The sequence below is a fragment of the Candidatus Neomarinimicrobiota bacterium genome, assembly GCA_021734025.1.
Classification (GTDB): Bacteria; Fidelibacterota; JAANXI01; order JAANXI01; family JAANXI01; genus JAANXI01.
Map to the genome: position 1 here is coordinate 401,837 of JAIPJS010000001.1, position 15,721 is coordinate 417,557.

Annotated in this window: 14 protein-coding genes; all 14 read left to right on the top strand. The window is 48.8% G+C overall.

What is annotated here, in order from left to right; genetic code table 11:
* Nucleotide 1: 1 nt before the first annotated feature.
* The 14 genes from flhB (at nucleotide 2) to K9N57_01640 (ending at nucleotide 15,588) form a co-directional block, all read left to right on the top strand.
* Complete coding sequence (gene flhB / locus K9N57_01575; protein MCF7802856.1) at nucleotides 2–1,063, top strand: flagellar biosynthesis protein FlhB; 1,062 nt, start codon at nucleotides 2–4, stop codon at nucleotides 1,061–1,063.
* A 2-nt stretch (nucleotides 1,064–1,065) separates the two neighbouring features.
* Nucleotides 1,066–3,123, top strand: coding sequence for a flagellar biosynthesis protein FlhA (gene flhA, locus K9N57_01580; GenBank protein MCF7802857.1), 2,058 nt, complete (start codon nucleotides 1,066–1,068; stop codon nucleotides 3,121–3,123).
* The gene (gene flhF / locus K9N57_01585; protein ID MCF7802858.1) at nucleotides 3,120–4,226 is read left to right on the top strand and encodes a flagellar biosynthesis protein FlhF; all 1,107 of its coding nucleotides are present in this window, start codon (nucleotides 3,120–3,122) and stop codon (nucleotides 4,224–4,226) included. The genes flhA and flhF overlap by 4 nt, the downstream gene beginning before the upstream one ends.
* Complete coding sequence (locus K9N57_01590) at nucleotides 4,223–5,077, top strand: P-loop NTPase (GenBank protein ID MCF7802859.1); 855 nt, start codon at nucleotides 4,223–4,225, stop codon at nucleotides 5,075–5,077. The genes flhF and K9N57_01590 overlap by 4 nt, the downstream gene beginning before the upstream one ends.
* A gap of 4 nt (nucleotides 5,078–5,081) precedes the next feature.
* The gene (locus K9N57_01595) at nucleotides 5,082–5,318 is read left to right on the top strand and encodes a hypothetical protein (protein MCF7802860.1); all 237 of its coding nucleotides are present in this window, start codon (nucleotides 5,082–5,084) and stop codon (nucleotides 5,316–5,318) included.
* A 14-nt stretch (nucleotides 5,319–5,332) separates the two neighbouring features.
* Nucleotides 5,333–6,115, top strand: a complete 783-nt coding sequence (locus K9N57_01600) for a FliA/WhiG family RNA polymerase sigma factor (GenBank protein ID MCF7802861.1) — start codon at nucleotides 5,333–5,335, stop codon at nucleotides 6,113–6,115.
* 6 nt (nucleotides 6,116–6,121) lie between these two features.
* Nucleotides 6,122–6,421: a hypothetical protein gene (locus tag K9N57_01605; GenBank protein ID MCF7802862.1), complete on the top strand. Its 300-nt coding sequence runs from the start codon at nucleotides 6,122–6,124 to the stop codon at nucleotides 6,419–6,421.
* A 16-nt stretch (nucleotides 6,422–6,437) separates the two neighbouring features.
* The gene (locus tag K9N57_01610; GenBank protein MCF7802863.1) at nucleotides 6,438–7,808 is read left to right on the top strand and encodes a hypothetical protein; all 1,371 of its coding nucleotides are present in this window, start codon (nucleotides 6,438–6,440) and stop codon (nucleotides 7,806–7,808) included.
* Between the two features lie 7 nt (nucleotides 7,809–7,815).
* Entirely contained in the window at nucleotides 7,816–8,901 is a 1,086-nt protein-coding gene (locus K9N57_01615; protein ID MCF7802864.1) for a hypothetical protein, read from the top strand.
* A 1-nt stretch (nucleotide 8,902) separates the two neighbouring features.
* Entirely contained in the window at nucleotides 8,903–10,171 is a 1,269-nt protein-coding gene (locus tag K9N57_01620) for a response regulator (GenBank protein ID MCF7802865.1), read from the top strand.
* A gap of 132 nt (nucleotides 10,172–10,303) precedes the next feature.
* Nucleotides 10,304–11,152 (top strand): GAF domain-containing protein, encoded by an 849-nt coding sequence (locus K9N57_01625; protein ID MCF7802866.1) that lies wholly within the window; start codon nucleotides 10,304–10,306, stop codon nucleotides 11,150–11,152.
* The gene (locus K9N57_01630; GenBank protein ID MCF7802867.1) at nucleotides 11,145–13,715 is read left to right on the top strand and encodes a PAS domain S-box protein; all 2,571 of its coding nucleotides are present in this window, start codon (nucleotides 11,145–11,147) and stop codon (nucleotides 13,713–13,715) included. The genes K9N57_01625 and K9N57_01630 overlap by 8 nt, the downstream gene beginning before the upstream one ends.
* The gene (locus K9N57_01635; protein ID MCF7802868.1) at nucleotides 13,705–14,070 is read left to right on the top strand and encodes a response regulator; all 366 of its coding nucleotides are present in this window, start codon (nucleotides 13,705–13,707) and stop codon (nucleotides 14,068–14,070) included. Before K9N57_01630 ends, K9N57_01635 begins: the two co-directional genes overlap by 11 nt.
* 6 nt (nucleotides 14,071–14,076) lie before the next feature.
* Complete coding sequence (locus tag K9N57_01640; protein ID MCF7802869.1) at nucleotides 14,077–15,588, top strand: response regulator; 1,512 nt, start codon at nucleotides 14,077–14,079, stop codon at nucleotides 15,586–15,588.
* Nucleotides 15,589–15,721 lie beyond the last annotated feature (133 nt).

The following is a 15,721-nucleotide window of genomic DNA, read 5'->3' on the forward strand; positions in this document are numbered from 1 at the left end:
TATGCCGGATCAAGGCGCACAGGAAAAAACGGAACAACCTACTCCAAAGCGAAAAGAAGATGCGCGGAAAAAGGGAGAGGTCGCAAAGAGTATGGAAGTTAATACCGCATTTATGCTCCTGGCAGGAGTGATGATGATGCTCTATACCGGTCCTGCAATCTTTGGCACATTTGAGGATATCAGCACCGAGGTTTTTGGCAACATCAGCACCTATGAAATTAACGTTGATACACTCCCCGGGTTGGTTTGGGGAGGCACCTTGCAAGTGTTTAAAGCAATATTCCCGTTTTTGGCGGTCATGTTCGTGATGGGGCTCGCCGTCAATTTTGGACAGGTGGGGATCCGCGTGTCCGAGGAAGCATTTAAACCCAACTGGGGGAAAATGAACCCGTTGAAGGGGATGAAGGAATTGGTCACGCGAGCTCCTTTTGAACTGCTGAAAAATCTGTTCAAAATGATTCTCGTCGGCACAGTGGGGTATTTTGTCCTGGCCGGCCATCTCGAAGAGTTTTTTCACCTCGGAGATATGGGGATCCATGCCTTGCTGAGTTACCTCGGCAGCGTCGGATTTGAACTCGGTAGCAAAGTGGCTATCGCAGTAATGTTTCTGGCGGCTGTTGACTACGCCTATCAGAAATATCGCCATACCAAGCAGTTAAAGATGTCCAAGCAGGAAGTGAAAGAGGAGCATAAGCAGACCGAGGGTGATCCGTTGGTGAAATCTAGAATCAGGAATCTCCAGCAGGAGATGGCGCGGAACCGGATGATGCAGGACGTACCGGAGGCGGATGTGGTCATTACCAACCCAACGCACTATGCAATTGCCATTAAATACAATCCTGACGAAATGGAAGCGCCCCGGGTTCTGGCCAAGGGAATGCGAAAAATCGCAGAACGGATTAAGGAAATTGCCAAAGAACATGATATCCCGATCATTGAAAACAAACCCCTGGCACGTTCGTTGTTCGATTTGGTGGAAATCGGCCAGGAAATCCCGGCAAAATTTTACCAGGCTATCGCTGAAATATTAGCCCGGATATACCGGATGAAGCAGACAGGATAACTATGTTGAGCCGCCTACAAGAATTACCAGGAATGCTGGTGATCTTCGGAGTCATTTTGATCCTGGGGATCATGATCGTCCCGCTGCCAACGAGTATGCTGGACCTTTTTCTGGCGCTGAATATCGCGTTGGCGTTGCTGATTCTTGTCAGCGCCATGTACATTACTGAGCCGTTGCAGTTCTCTGTTTTTCCGGGACTCCTGCTATTGATAACACTGTTTCGGCTGTCGTTAAATATCGCTACCACCCGCCTGATCCTTGGTGACGCGTATGCTGGGCAGATCATCGAGACGTTTGGCCAGTTTGTCGTCAAAGGCAACTATGTCGTCGGCTTTATCATCTTTCTCATCCTGGTGATTATCAACTTCATCGTTATTACGAAAGGTGCGGAGCGTGTTGCTGAGGTATCAGCCCGTTTTACCCTGGATGCCATGCCAGGTAAGCAGATGAGCATCGACGCCGATCTGAATGCCGGGCTAATCGATGAGCGGGAAGCGAAAACCCGACGGGAAAAAATTTCCAGGGAGGCAGACTTTTTCGGAGCTATGGACGGGGCAAGTAAATTTGTCCGTGGAGACGCCATTGCCGGGCTTATTATTACAATGATCAACATTATCGGCGGGCTCATAATCGGCGCCGTGCAAAATAACATGGGCGTCGGGGAAGCGCTGCAGACCTACACGTTGCTGACGGTTGGAGACGGACTGGTTAGCCAGATTCCGGCGATTGTCATTTCCACTGCCGCCGGTATTGTAATTACGCGGAATGCCTCTGATTCCAAAGATAACCTGGGACAGACAATCGTCAGGCAGTTCACCGCCAATCCCCAGGCGTTAATAGCGGCAGCGGTTATTATCCTGATCTTCGGGTTTACTCCGGGATTTCCGACCTTTCCGTTCCTGATGATTTCAGCAGGCGTTGGTGTGGTCGCTGTCCGGAAATTTCGACAACCGCCGCCACACGAACTACTCCCGGAGGAGGAAGAGGAAGAAGCAGAACAGCTCCCGCCGGCAGAAAATATTAAGGCATACCTCCAGGTCGATCCGCTGGAAATCGAAATTGGATACGGCTTGATATCGCTGGTAGATGAATCACAGGGAGGCGATCTGCTGGATAGAATCACGTCACTTCGGAGACAAGTGGCCACCGAACTCGGCGTGATGGTCCCGCCAATTCGTATTAGGGACAATCTGCAACTCTCGTCAAATCAATATCGGGTGCTAGTGCGGGGAACACCCGCAACGGAAGCCGAACTCATGCCCGGTTATCTCATGGCACTCGACCCAGGAACAGTCACCCAGAAGATCGACGGGATCGAAACGGTGGAGCCGACCTTCGAGATGCCCGCCGTCTGGATCACGGAAAATCAACAGGATCGGGCGGAGCAGCGTGGATACACCGTGGTAGAAGCAGAGGCCGTACTGGCAACGCATCTGATGGAAATCGTTAAACAGCATGCACATGAGCTTCTTACACGGCAGGAAGTCCAGAATTTGCTTGATGCCGTGAAAGAGGAACATCCCACGGTGATCGATGAACTGGTGCCGAATACATTGTCCGTTGGTGGAGTCCAGAAGGTGCTCCAGAGCCTGCTGCAGGAAAAAATTCCGATCAAAAATTTGGTGCAGATTCTGGAAGCGCTGGCGGACTACGCACCGCAGACCAAAGATCCGCAGGCGCTGCTGGAGTTTGTGCGCGGCTCGCTGTCCGACGTCATCTGTAACGAGTTCAAAGCGCCGGACGGAAAACTCTATTGCGCCACCCTGGAGCCGACCCTGGAGCAAAATCTGTCGGATTCCATCCGGAACGGCCAGATGGAGACCATGGGCACGCTGGGCCTGACACCGGATCAAGTCCAGGAGCTCTACGACAGGATAACTGAAGTGAAGGACCGGATGAACGCAGAGGGGTACCAGCCGCTGATACTCTGCTCTCCGACGCTGCGGCCCTATTTCAGGATGTTAATCGAACCGGAATTTCCTGATGTCGTGGTGATGTCATATGGTGAATTAACAATGCAAATCGAAGTGGAAGCAATAGGAATGGTGGAATTATCATGATGCGAATAAAAAAAATCCAGGCTGAGACAGTTCAGGAGGCCCTCACAAAGATCCGGCAGGAATTTGGTCCGGAGGCAGTGATACTGCATACCCGGAAACTTGAAGCGAACGGGGCGGTCGATGGACAACAGGTTGAGGTGACCGCGGGTATTGATAGTGATGGCACTATCTCACCAAAAGGACAACAGGCTCAGCCAGATGCTCGCAGGGAAGAAAAACCAACTCCCGATGAAACCAGCGAGATCCGGGAAGAGATGCGGCAGATGCAGCAGATCATCACAAAATTGACTAAGGAATTACAGTACCCGGACGTCCAGATGTTGCCGGATGTATATCGTGAATGGTATATGCACCTGGTCGCCCAGGAAGTGGACATGCCACTGCTGAAAGAACTGATTCGTGGCGCCAGAAAATCGCTTGGAGATGATGCCTCACATATGGATGTCCGCCATCATATGGACTGTGCGGTAGACAACATTTTTTCTCAGTCGATCCCGCAGGAAGCAGGGCAGGGTCAGCGACGAATAGCGATTATCGGGCCGACGGGGGTAGGTAAGACCACCACCATCGCAAAACTGGCGACTCAGAAGACTATCGAGGAAGGAAGAACCGTCGCGCTCATCACCGCCGATACTTTCCGGGTGGCAGCCACAGACCAGTTGCGGGTATTTGCAGACCTAATCGATGTGCCGCTGGAAATTGTCTATACCCCTATTGAGATGCGTGAGGCGATCCGAAAATTCGACGATTACGATTACATCTATGTGGATACCACCGGCCGGAGTCAGCATGACCATGAGAGCCTTTCAGTGATGCGGCGATTGGTGCGGGCTGCCCAGCCGGAGGAAGTCCATTTAATGCTGAGTGCGACCACCTCATCCGCGACAATCCTTGCTGCCGCGGAACGATTTTCCATCTTTGATATCACCGATCTGATTATTTCAAAGATTGATGAAGCCGAAACCATGGGGACGGTTTTGACTATGTTACACCAACATGGTTGGCCGGTGAGCTATTTCACCAATGGTCAGAACGTTCCGGAGGATGTTGTCCTTGGCAACGCGACACTGTACAGCGAGCGGTTGTTTGGGGAAATGGGATGAACGGGCAGGCCACAGCGCTCCGGGAATACATCCGTCGGAAGAATCTTGGGCAGGTAACTCAGGAACGGGATTCTTCGGAAACCGCTGCGGGGCAGGTGGTAACTGTCAGCAGCGGCAAAGGAGGTGTCGGTAAATCAACTATTGCCCTGCACCTGGCTCTGCGAACAGAGGCTCGGGCCCTTGTTATCGATGGGGACTTTGTACTGGGGGATTTGGCGACACTATTAAACCTGACACCCTCCGGAGACTGGACTACTATTTTTAAAAACCCGAAATCCTGGCCACGATATACTCAGCCTGTCAATGACTCCACAGACGTGCTGGTTCCGGTTACTTCGGGCAGAGAAACAGCACAAAACCTCCCGTACAGTTCCCGGATTACCAGATTACTACACCAGTGGCGGGAGAACTATGAATTAATAATCATTGATACCGCCACCGGCTTAGCCGCCCAGGTCATTGACTGGTGCCTTGCGGCGAACCGTGTAATGGTTGTAACAACGCCGGATCCTGCCGCCTGCACCGATGCGTATGCACTCATAAAGGCGCTCCATCTGACCAACCGGGTCCGGGATATCGGATTAGTGGTAAACCAATTTTTGCCGGAAGACGATCCTGACGATGTATTTAATCAGATTGAAACGATGACCAAGCGATTTTTGGACTACGCAATAGTAAATTATGGGACCGTTCCCTGGTCACACGAAATTATCACGGCCAGCCGAAGCCAAGCACCATTAAAAACCTTCCACGAAGGGGACGCACTTTCGCTTCCGCCATTTGATAATGCTATCGGAGCAATTAACCCCGGAACTCAAGCCGCAGATCTCATTACTGAGACAATAGGATAATAATATGAAAGACCTTGTAACAAACCTCATTTTGCTGGTCTATTTGGGCGTTGTCTTTGTCCATAAATTGCTCGGTTATTCTTATTTCACCGGCGCCTGGCGTTCTGCGATTTTCATTGCCGCGATTCTTATTCTGATTCTCATTGGAATTACCGGATACAACTGGATTATTGATAATGCCCTGGCGCAAAAACAACCAGAGCCGGAAGGAGCCCAGACCGGCGGGGGCGAACAGAAATAAATGGATGATGAGCTATGAGTGCAATGGACATTCAGGTTGAGCAGAAGTCCGAGGAGCAGGTAGCCAATCTCTGGCAGAGTTACGTGGAGAATCCGACCCACGAGGTGAGAAGCGAACTCGTGAAGCAGTATCTGCCGCTGGTCAAATACATCGCAGGAAGGATTACGGGGAATTTGCCCTCGGTGATGAGCTGGGACGATCTGTTCCACAGCGGCGTCGTAGGGCTCATAGAGGCGGTGGATCGCTTTGATCCCAGTCAGCAGGTGAAATTTAAAACCTTTGCATACACCAGAATCCGTGGCGCAATGATCGATGAGCTACGGCGTGTGGAGTGGGGACCAAGGTCGTTACGGGATGCTCACAAACGACTGGAAGCAACTATTGAGGAGTTGCAGAGTGAACTGAATACCTATCCCACAGATGAACAGATTGCTGAAGCATTGGATGTGACTATAGATGAGTACTATGAAATGCTGCATTCCGTATCAAAGCGGTATATGCTTTCTCTGGATTATATGTATGATGACGGCGAGGACGACGAATCCTTCACCATCAAAAAGTCAATTGAGCAAACTGAACATGACGAACCCCTTGATGCGCTGGTCAAAGCGGAAGAAAAGGAGCGTCTTGTCAAAATTATCGATCACCTGCCTGACCAGGAAAAGATGGTGATCGCCCTCTACTATTACGAGGAGTTAACCCTCCGGGAAATCGGCGAAGTGATTGGAGTGTCTGAATCTCGGGTCTCCCAGATCCATACTAAAGTTTTACTTTATCTGGAGAGCGTTTTGCGCTGATATGCAATGGATATCAACTTCAACAGGATTGATCCCAACAGGCAGGTCGGTTCGGTTGACCGATCTAAGCGTGTCCAAAAGCCAAACAAGGACGAAGCCGAGCAGAACGGCAAGCGTTTCAAGGATCAGCTCGACCTGGCTTCCCAGACGGATAATGAGGAAGAATCGAAGGAAAAGAAAGAGAAGAAAAAGACTTCCCCGCCAGATACCGGGGAAAATGTGGATAGAAAAAAATTGGGTAATGATAAAGATATCCCCGGAGACGATGAGGGGACGTTAGGGACAAATCTGGACATTACGGTTTAACACGAGGGAAAGAGATATGCGTTACGTACATCTGATTATCGGTTTACTTTTCTGCACTTCTATATCCCAGGCAGTGGCTGAAACTTCTGTTGAAAGTATCGATATTGACTTCGCAGAAAAAAATATCGATCTGATTATAGCCACGGACGGGACTCCGGAATACCAGGTCATTGGGCCGAAAAATGGCACCATTCGAATCCGTATTGATGACGCTGCCGGATATGATTTCCACAGATCCGATAATCCGCTGTGGACACACGCGCCGTTTGGCGATATCTCACTGTCTCAACAATACAAAAATATCTATCTCGCCATTCAGTTAAACTCCTTGGAAGACTTTACGCTGAAACATACGCATGTGGAAAACGGGATCAGGTTGTCATTCTCAGGAGAACCGATTGGGAGGTATCTGACTCAAAAGGGCCAAAACAGGAGCAATAACTTAGCTAAAGTATTACTTGATGAAAATATCTTTAAAACCACTAACATTGGAGAAAAATACTCAAAATATTCCGTTAAAAACCTCAACCGCTCACTAGAAAAACACATTGGAGAAAATGACTTATCAACGGTACAGGCGCTGCATACGGAATTTGTCAACCGGGATGCCCTGACGCCATCGGTAATGAAAGATTTGGCCGAATTTTACGATGCACGGGGATTGAGCACAGAATCTGAGCAGATGTGGATTGCTTATTACAAAGCGAAAATTAATCAGAATTCATCCCCATATGTTGACGCACTGCCGGGTGAGGAGCGCGCAAGGTCTAATATCGAAGCTCAAACACTTGCCGCAGTCAATTATTTAAATGAAAACCGCGTGACTATCGGAATTTTTCTGTTACTAAGCATGATCTCAACAGGTGGATATTATCTGACTGTTTCCCGCAATTCCGGCGAGGTAGAATTCCAGGATATTCCAAAAGAACAATCCCGCGATTTTCTCTCCGCGTTACAATCCCAGATGGGTGCGGAAGTCTCAGGGACCGGAGGGGAAGAGATGGATTCAATGAACACACAATCCAAAAAATCCCCGGTAACCGAAATTGATCAGGGAAATGCCTCGGGTGATTCCGTATCTTTTTCCGGGTTTGCCGAAGCCAATAAGCCTTCAGATAATAATCAGATAAGTCGTAAACGAAAAGAAGTAGCACGACTCCACAAGAAGGGGCTCTCCAGAGAAATGATTGCCCGGGAGCTCAATCTGAGCAAAGGGGAAGTTGAATTGTTGTTAAAGGTTTCCCAAAAGACAAAATCTGCTGGGCCCGGTGCCAACCGGGTAAACGCGCAGTCGTTTGCAGGAATGTCCGTACGGGAGATCGCCCGGGAACTTGCCGTTTCCGAAGAGGAGGCCAAACTGATCCGCATGCGTGGTAAGGGAGCCTGAGTAACGCATGTCGGGAATGTCTTCTGTCGCTGCAATTTTAGCCGGACAGTATGGGAACACCGGGCAGCCGCGCCTGATGCTTCGGGTCGGACAGTTCGTCTCCGGTACAGTTAATCGCCACCTTGGTAAAAATCAGGTTATGACAACCATCCAGGGAAAACCGATTATTGCAAGCTCTCAGATTTCTGTAAATGTAGGGGAGCAGCTTCTGATGCAGGTGAAATCGGTCAGACCCAAGCCCCGGCTCAAAGTGGTACAGCAGATTAAATCCGAGAAAAGATCTTCCGCTGGCGAGAAGAAACTCAAAACAGTTTTGGAGACCTTCCAAAGATATAATTTGCCAGTCACCCCGGCTGTGTATTCTGCACTGCTCGGGGAAAGGCAGAGACATGGCGGTTTTAGCCGGCTTTTGGATTCCTTTGAGGCGGCCCCGGATATCTGGAGACGATTGCTTTGGAATGCATCATTGCCGGGCAAGCCTGCGCTCTCCGCTGTTGTGGAATGGATTGAACAGACCCAAATTGTATTTTCCCCGGAATGGATCAGGAATCACTTTCATGAATTTTTTTCCGGATACCAGATTCAGTCATTTAATGAGATGATTCAGGCTGTACATTCGCTCTACAACTCCAACCTGTCAGCGGGGGAGAATACTTCCGGAGGTATGTCACAGTACCTGCATCTTTGGGAGCAGTTACTTTCTATCGGCTGGGATACGGGATATTGGATCGGGGGACTGCTGCCGTTTGCATATGGTGAATATTCCGGATTGGCGGGATTTGGGTTATGGAATCCGGACCGGTCCGATGGGAGGAATACCCCCACACAACTGACGCTGTTAGGAGTTTTGACAGACGGCCGTTGTTTCCATGTTGTGCTTGAGTTCAGGGAGGATGAACTCGCCGGGGTAATCGACTGCAATTCCCAATCGCTACAGCAGGCATTTGAAGAGAATCTGCCTGTTTTCCGCACCGCCCTTCAGTCGGAAGGATTCCGAACGGTGCACGTCAGGTGTAATTACATATATAATTTCAGTATAGACCCAGCGATAATATTTCCAGCAAACAATTCTCAACAGACTATCACGGTGTAATATGCCAAACGGAACTAATTCAGAAAATCATCCCACACAGGAAAATAATACAATATTATTTGTGGATGACGAACCGATCATCCGCAAAATTGTGCGTTCACTCCTCAAAAAGCAGCCGTATACCGTATTGCTCGCGGAATCCGGAGAAGAAGGCCTTAAGATATTAAAGGATAAGTCAGTCGTCCTGGTCATCTCCGATTACAAGATGGAGGGAATGGACGGTATCGAGTTTTTAAGCCTGGTAGAGAAAAAGTATCCGGATATTATCCGGATGATGGTCACCGGGTTTGCCAATGTGAATGTGATGACGGACGCCATTAATCAGGGCCGGATTTTCAAGATCCTCCAGAAACCGTGGGATCGCAACGAGTTCCTTGATGCGGTACACGGGGCATTTGAACTTTCGCGCTCTCAGAATGAGCAGAAAAACATGGAGCGGAAGTATATATCTCACGCCCGTGAGATGGAGCAGCGTGTCAGAGAGCGCACAAAGGAACTTTCGCTGGTTATCAATGAGCTGCAAAAGCGAAATGAGAAACTGGCTGCTACCCATCAACAACTACTGCAGTCCGACAAGATGGCCTCGCTGGGATTAATGGCCGGTACCCTGGCGCACGATATCAGTAATCCCTTGTTTGTGATTCAGGGCAATGTGGAAATTCTGAGTATCAGGGATTACATCCAGCCGGCTGATCGGGAGATTCTCCAAAAAATCAAGGAACAGATTCGGCGCATTGAGTCCCTGGTTCAGAGTATCAGGAATTATTCCAAAAAATCTGCGGGCAATTTTGAGAAACTGAATCTGATTGACGCGCTGGAAGAATCGTTTGTGCTCACCCGGAAGATGATCAACGTGAAAAATATCGAAGTTGTCACCCATTATCCGGAGAACATCCCGTACATTTATGGAAATCAAAATCAGATTGAACAGGTCTTCATGAATATCATCCAGAACGGCGTACAGGCCATGGAGGACGATGGTACGTTAACCTGTGAAATCGAACACGTGTCTTTCAATGGTGAAGATGGGCCGATACCGTCCTGGCAGGTCACCATCACCGATACGGGGAGTGGAATTCCACAGGAAAAACTGGACGAAATTTTTGACGCATTTTATACAACAAAAGACGAGGGCACCGGACTGGGTCTCAATATCTGTTATCGAATTGTAGAAGAACACAATGGGCATATCGATGTTTTTAGTACGATTGACAAAGGCACATCCTTTGTGATGAATTATCCTGAACACGGGGCGACTAATGGAGAGTAATTCCATGGATTCGAAGGAACATTCCGGGTTGTCACCAGAATGGCAACGATCCGTTTCTGAGGATGCCCAACGTGTTTTCGATGCATTTTTTACATATTTATCCAGGGCAGTACAAAATTCAGAGGAAGTCGAATGAAGGAAACGCAGCAAGTATTACAATCTGTACTTTTTGACATATCCAAACTGCTTCAGATCGACCAGGAGCCGGGTGAGGTTTTTGAAAATGTATTACGGCTTACCCGGCAGGTTATCCCGTTTGAGCGGAGTACACTGTATCTCTGGGACAGCCGTACAGAGCAGCTGGAACAGGTAGCCTCCATCGGCGAAGAAATTGAGCTGGCCCAGCTGTTTAAATTTACCCGGGGATCGGGTATGTCCGCCTGGACCGCCCATGTGAAGCGGCCAATCATCCTGGGAGATATCCGCCGGAACGGAACATACGATGGCGAGACAATACATAGTTTTCTGAGTGTACCGCTGATGTTAAACGACTCCCTTATCGGGGTGCTAAATTGCGGACATCCTGAAACCAATGCCTTTGACGATAATGACCTGGCGCGTTTACAGATCGTTGGAAGTCAGATTGCCGGGATTGTGGAGCATGCGCGATCTACAATTCAGCTGATGGAAAAAAATATCGAGTTGGAGCAGCTGAACACCGAATTACAGGAAACACAGTCGCAACTAATCTCATCGGAAAAGTTGGCCACTGTGGGACAAATGGCTGTCCGTCTCAGCCATGAGGTCAATAATCCGCTTACGATTATCTCCGGTACCCTGGAATTGCTCATGGGGGATATTGAATCCTCTAAAGATTTCACAGGGAATGTCGATATTAAAGGGCAATTCAAGGTGATAGAAACGCAAATTAAGCGTATCGGAGATGTTTTGGACAAGCTGGTGCAGCTAAAATCTGTGCAGATCGAGCAATATTCGTCTGATGGGACGAACATGCTTGTCCTCGATCCTACCCATGAGTAAACCGAAAATATTACATATAGAAGACGATCCCAACATCCGGGAACTTGTGACCCGGGTGCTGGAAGATGAGTTCGAAATTGCGGGAGCCTCGACCGGGTTGGAGGGGATTAAAGCGGCGCAGGAGTTTCGCCCCGATCTCATCCTGATGGATCTTCAGCTTCCCAGTATGAGCGGATACGAAGCCACGACAAGAATTCATTCCATTGAAGAGCTCAAGGATTTGCCGATTGTTGCTGTCACAGGCAATAATACGGAAGAAGAGCGCGAAAAGACGCTCGCGGCCGGCTGCCGGGGATTCATCCCGAAACCCATCGACCTGTTCGCGCTCCCGGAGCAAATATCCGAATACCTGTCCGGAAAGGTGGAGGAGACCACTGACGAAAAGCGCACGGAGTATTTCCAACAGTATAGCGAAGAGTTGGTGAAGAAACTTCAGGATCGTATTGAGGCGCTTACCGAAGTCAACGACGAGATGAAGCGCCTGAACCGGGAGCTCCAGCGCCGGGATCAATATATCGAAAATATGGTTGATGCCCTCTGGGTGGTTGATCGGAAGGACCAAACCCAGGATATGAATCCCGCATTGCTGGATGTGCTGGGCTACACAGCTGATGAGCTGATTTCCCAGCCGATCTACAAGTATATGGATTCGGAAAGCCGGAAAAAATATTTCACCATTTCCATCGAAAATCTCCAGCATGGCATCGCAACGCAAAACGAGCTCACCTTCCTGACCAAAGAAGGGGATAAAATCAAGGCGCTGGTCAGCAGCCAGCCCGTTTCGTCCAATGAAGAGAGTGATGTGGAGGGATATTTTCATGTGCTCCACGATATCACCCAGCGGAAGCAACTGGAATTTGAACTCCGGGAGTCAGAAAAAAAGTACCGCTCGCTGGTCAATAATTCGCTTATTGGCATTTTTCGGGTGACGCACCGGGGGCGCTTTTCCACGGTGAATCCCCGCCTGGTTGAAATCCTCGGATACGATTCCGAACAGGAGTTATACGGTTTGGGCAACATCCTGTCGTTATTCAAGGACCGTGACGACACTAAGCGACTGGTCGAGCGGATTAGTCGTCATCCTGTGATTAATGATGAAGAGTTGACGCTGCTGAAAAAGGACGGGAAAGAAATTGTTGTACTGGTCAACGTCCAAAAGGTAGAGGATGGGCTCCACGGAGAGCCAGTGTACGAAGGATTAGTCGAGGATATTACCGAAAAGCGTCAGCTGGAGATCTCCCTGCGCCAGGCAAACCGGGAATTAGAAGTCAAAAATAAGATCAACCGGATCATTCTGGCGGAGACGGAACTGGAAAAGGTGCTCCAGCACCTTATCGGAAATGCGCTGCAGATCCTGGAGGTCGACGCGGCTGCACTCTATATGTATGACAAGGAGCACATGACTCTCCGGTATGGATACGGAAACGGTCTGCAACCGGATTGGCTTCACCATTTTCGCACAATTCCGGTGGGTGAATCCGAGTCCCATTTCCTTGTGGAATCGTTTATGAAAAACCAGGCGATTGTGTTAAAAGACCTGGAGCCATTTCTCAGAGATTACAAGAATAATGGCAGTTGGCGGTTTACCACAAAAGGTACCTGGATTGCCATGCCTATTGCTTTAAATGATAAGGTGCTCGGCATCTTTCTGTGTGCGAAATACCATTCCACCCCTCTGAGCGATCAGGAATTTCGCACCATGGAAGCCCTGAGCAATCAGATGGCCATCGGTATTAACCATGTCAATCAGATCGAGGATTTGAATCAGTCGAAAAAGGCGCTGGAAGAATCCTTTACCGAACTGGCCAAGATGAACAAATTTAAAGACGAATTCCTGGCAAATATGAGCCATGAGCTCCGGACACCGCTAAACTCCATCATTGGATTCAGTGAAGTCCTTATCGACGGGCTAGCAGGTGATGTCAACGAGGAACAGTATGAATTTCTGGAGAATATTCTTGGCAGTGGTCAGCACCTGTTATCGTTGATTAATGATATTTTGGATATGTCCAAGATTCGGTCCGGCCAGATGGAATTGATGCTGGAGGAGACGGACTGTCAGGCGCTTATCGATGAGTTGAATCAGACGCTCTCCGGTGTTATCCGCGGCAAACAGCAGGAATATATTCATGAGATCGATCCCGAAATAACGACACTGAGTATCGATAAAAAGAAAATAAAGCAGGTATTGCTGAATCTCCTTGGGAACGCCAACAAATTCACCCCGAAACAAGGGACAATCCGTCTTCAAATACAGCCGGTCACCAGAGATGGTACCGATTACATTCAGTTCGCTGTTTCAGATACCGGTATTGGGATTCCGGAGGATGAACGGGAAAATATTTTTGACGAGTTCCGGCAGGTGGACGGCTCCCACAGCCGGGAATACGATGGTACCGGCCTCGGGCTTCCCATTGCAAAGAAATTGGTAGAATTGCACGGCGGGCGAATTTGGGTGGAGAGCGAAGTGAATCAGGGCGCAACATTTTCCTTCATTTTACCCACAGATCCCGATGAGATTCGGTTTGAACCAGATTCATCTGAGGAAATATATGCCTATTGAGATAATGCTGGTGGAGGACAATGTAATGAACTCGCGCCTGACCCAAAAAGTGCTGGAATCCGCCGGTATTACCGTACATCTGTATGACAGTGCAGAAGCGGCATTGGAGGTCTTGCAAAAAGTTCATCCCCAGTTGATCCTGCTTGATCTCCAGCTTCCCGGGATCAGCGGCTATGACTTTGCCCGCCAGGTCCGCCGGATTGACGGATTTCAATCAACACCGCTGGTGGCGATTTCTGCCAATGTCAGAGAAGAGGATAAAACCAAGGCCCGGGAAGCCGGTTGTGATGGATTTATTGGAAAACCGATTAACACCCGGACTCTGGCAAGCGATATTAAACAATACCTCGAATAAAATGTTATGAAGCCTGTTATCCTTACCATCGATGACGACCCAATTGTCCGGAAGCTCGTGAACAAGGCAATGCAATCGCTGAATTGTTCCAGCGTTGAGGTCCCCAGCGGTATCGAAGGGCTGAATTATCTGGAAAAACATCATCCGCAGCTCATTCTTTTGGATATTATGATGCCGGTACTCAATGGTTTTGAGGTCCTGAAGAAAATTAAAGCCCACCGGGAATGGCGTTCCATCCCGATCATAATGTTTTCGGCAGTCTCTGAGGAAAAACGGGTGAAAGAAGCTTTGGAACTCGGTGCAACGGATTATCTCCTCAAACCATTTCGTCTCAGGACGGTGCAGGAAAAAGTGAAACAAATAGTCGAAAATCCGACCAAGTCACGCCGGGCAAGGGTCAGGGCGGAAAAATTGACAGGAGCTGCCGGGAACCGGCCAGGTATGGTGATGGTTGTTTCGACAAACGATCAAACCCGCAACCGATTATTTCGACTGTTCCGAAAACGGGGTATCAGGCTAGTGCATGCTGATGGAGCTATCGAAGGGCTCCGGCTACTTGGTTCAAGTACTCCGGATATGATCATTATTGATAAAAATCTCAACCTATTTACCGGTCCGGAATTCGAGGAAAAGGTTCGGCAGAACTCGTCCTGGAAAACAATTCCGATGATCGGGATTTCCGAAACCACGAACGGGTTTAAAAATTCGCTTAGCCTCAACACGGATGACACCGACATCCTCAACAGAATTGAAAAACTCTGGCAGGAAAGATATGAGGCAAACGGGGATGTTGGAGAATCCGGCGGCGCCAAAGTCACCAATTATCGACTACTCTACATGACCGAGACGGAATCCGCAGAAAAATGGATACGGAACAGGATCGGGGAAGCTTACAATACCAAGTTGGTGGACAACAGCACGGATCTCATCGGTGATATTCTTACCTGGAAGCCAGATTTTATCCTGATGAATTATGACGAATTGAAGGACGATGTGAAAGGTATTCTGAAACGCTGCCATACAGCGCTTAGGGGGTCCTCCATGCCGTTTTACCTGTTTTCCAGAGAGGCAATGGCGGAGCACCAGGTGCAGGGATTAAAGAATGCCGGCTTTGAAGAAGTCGTTGTATATGATGATACGAACGTTGACCTGGTTCAACTCCTGGATGAACGGTTTGGCGTCAATATGATTGAGGAGATCCAGGAAGACACCTATGTCCACCTGAAGCGCCGGCCAATGAAGAACAACCTGGCGGGCCGGGAAATTCTGCACCGGATTGTGAATAAGCGGAAGGATGGTTTCCAAAAGTTTATCGTCGATTATAGGAAAGTCGATTCTGTCGAGTTCGAGGAACTGCAGTACCTTGGTCAGGTCACCAATTACCAAACCCGGTTTGGTGTTCGTATGTGTATTGTGAGTCAGTCGGAAAAAATTACGGAAACGTTTCATTCATTTCAGGAAACCGCCGGGGTGAAAGTTTTTAATACGATGAAGGAAGCAACAGACTTTCTGAAATAGGAAACGGAAAAATCCTCCTGTCCCATCAGGTACCCATGAAATAATTTCCTCCTTTTTACCTCACTTACTTTTCTCCTGTGTTTTAGATAATCACTGTAATCCGTTGATATGTAGGGAATACCAAGGTTCCGTA

Bases quoted from the DNA above. Each gene is read 5' to 3' on its own strand.
- flhB (MCF7802856.1), top strand. From the start codon at position 2: ATGCCGGATCAAGGCGCACAGGAAAAAACGGAACAACCTACTCCAAAG.
- flhA (MCF7802857.1), top strand. From the start codon at position 1,066: ATGTTGAGCCGCCTACAAGAATTACCAGGAATGCTGGTGATCTTCGGA.
- flhF (MCF7802858.1), top strand. From the start codon at position 3,120: ATGATGCGAATAAAAAAAATCCAGGCTGAGACAGTTCAGGAGGCCCTC.
- K9N57_01590 (MCF7802859.1), top strand. From the start codon at position 4,223: ATGAACGGGCAGGCCACAGCGCTCCGGGAATACATCCGTCGGAAGAAT.
- K9N57_01595 (MCF7802860.1), top strand. From the start codon at position 5,082: ATGAAAGACCTTGTAACAAACCTCATTTTGCTGGTCTATTTGGGCGTT.
- K9N57_01600 (MCF7802861.1), top strand. From the start codon at position 5,333: ATGAGTGCAATGGACATTCAGGTTGAGCAGAAGTCCGAGGAGCAGGTA.
- K9N57_01605 (MCF7802862.1), top strand. From the start codon at position 6,122: ATGGATATCAACTTCAACAGGATTGATCCCAACAGGCAGGTCGGTTCG.
- K9N57_01610 (MCF7802863.1), top strand. From the start codon at position 6,438: ATGCGTTACGTACATCTGATTATCGGTTTACTTTTCTGCACTTCTATA.
- K9N57_01615 (MCF7802864.1), top strand. From the start codon at position 7,816: ATGTCGGGAATGTCTTCTGTCGCTGCAATTTTAGCCGGACAGTATGGG.
- K9N57_01620 (MCF7802865.1), top strand. From the start codon at position 8,903: ATGCCAAACGGAACTAATTCAGAAAATCATCCCACACAGGAAAATAAT.
- K9N57_01625 (MCF7802866.1), top strand. From the start codon at position 10,304: ATGAAGGAAACGCAGCAAGTATTACAATCTGTACTTTTTGACATATCC.
- K9N57_01630 (MCF7802867.1), top strand. From the start codon at position 11,145: ATGAGTAAACCGAAAATATTACATATAGAAGACGATCCCAACATCCGG.
- K9N57_01635 (MCF7802868.1), top strand. From the start codon at position 13,705: ATGCCTATTGAGATAATGCTGGTGGAGGACAATGTAATGAACTCGCGC.
- K9N57_01640 (MCF7802869.1), top strand. From the start codon at position 14,077: ATGAAGCCTGTTATCCTTACCATCGATGACGACCCAATTGTCCGGAAG.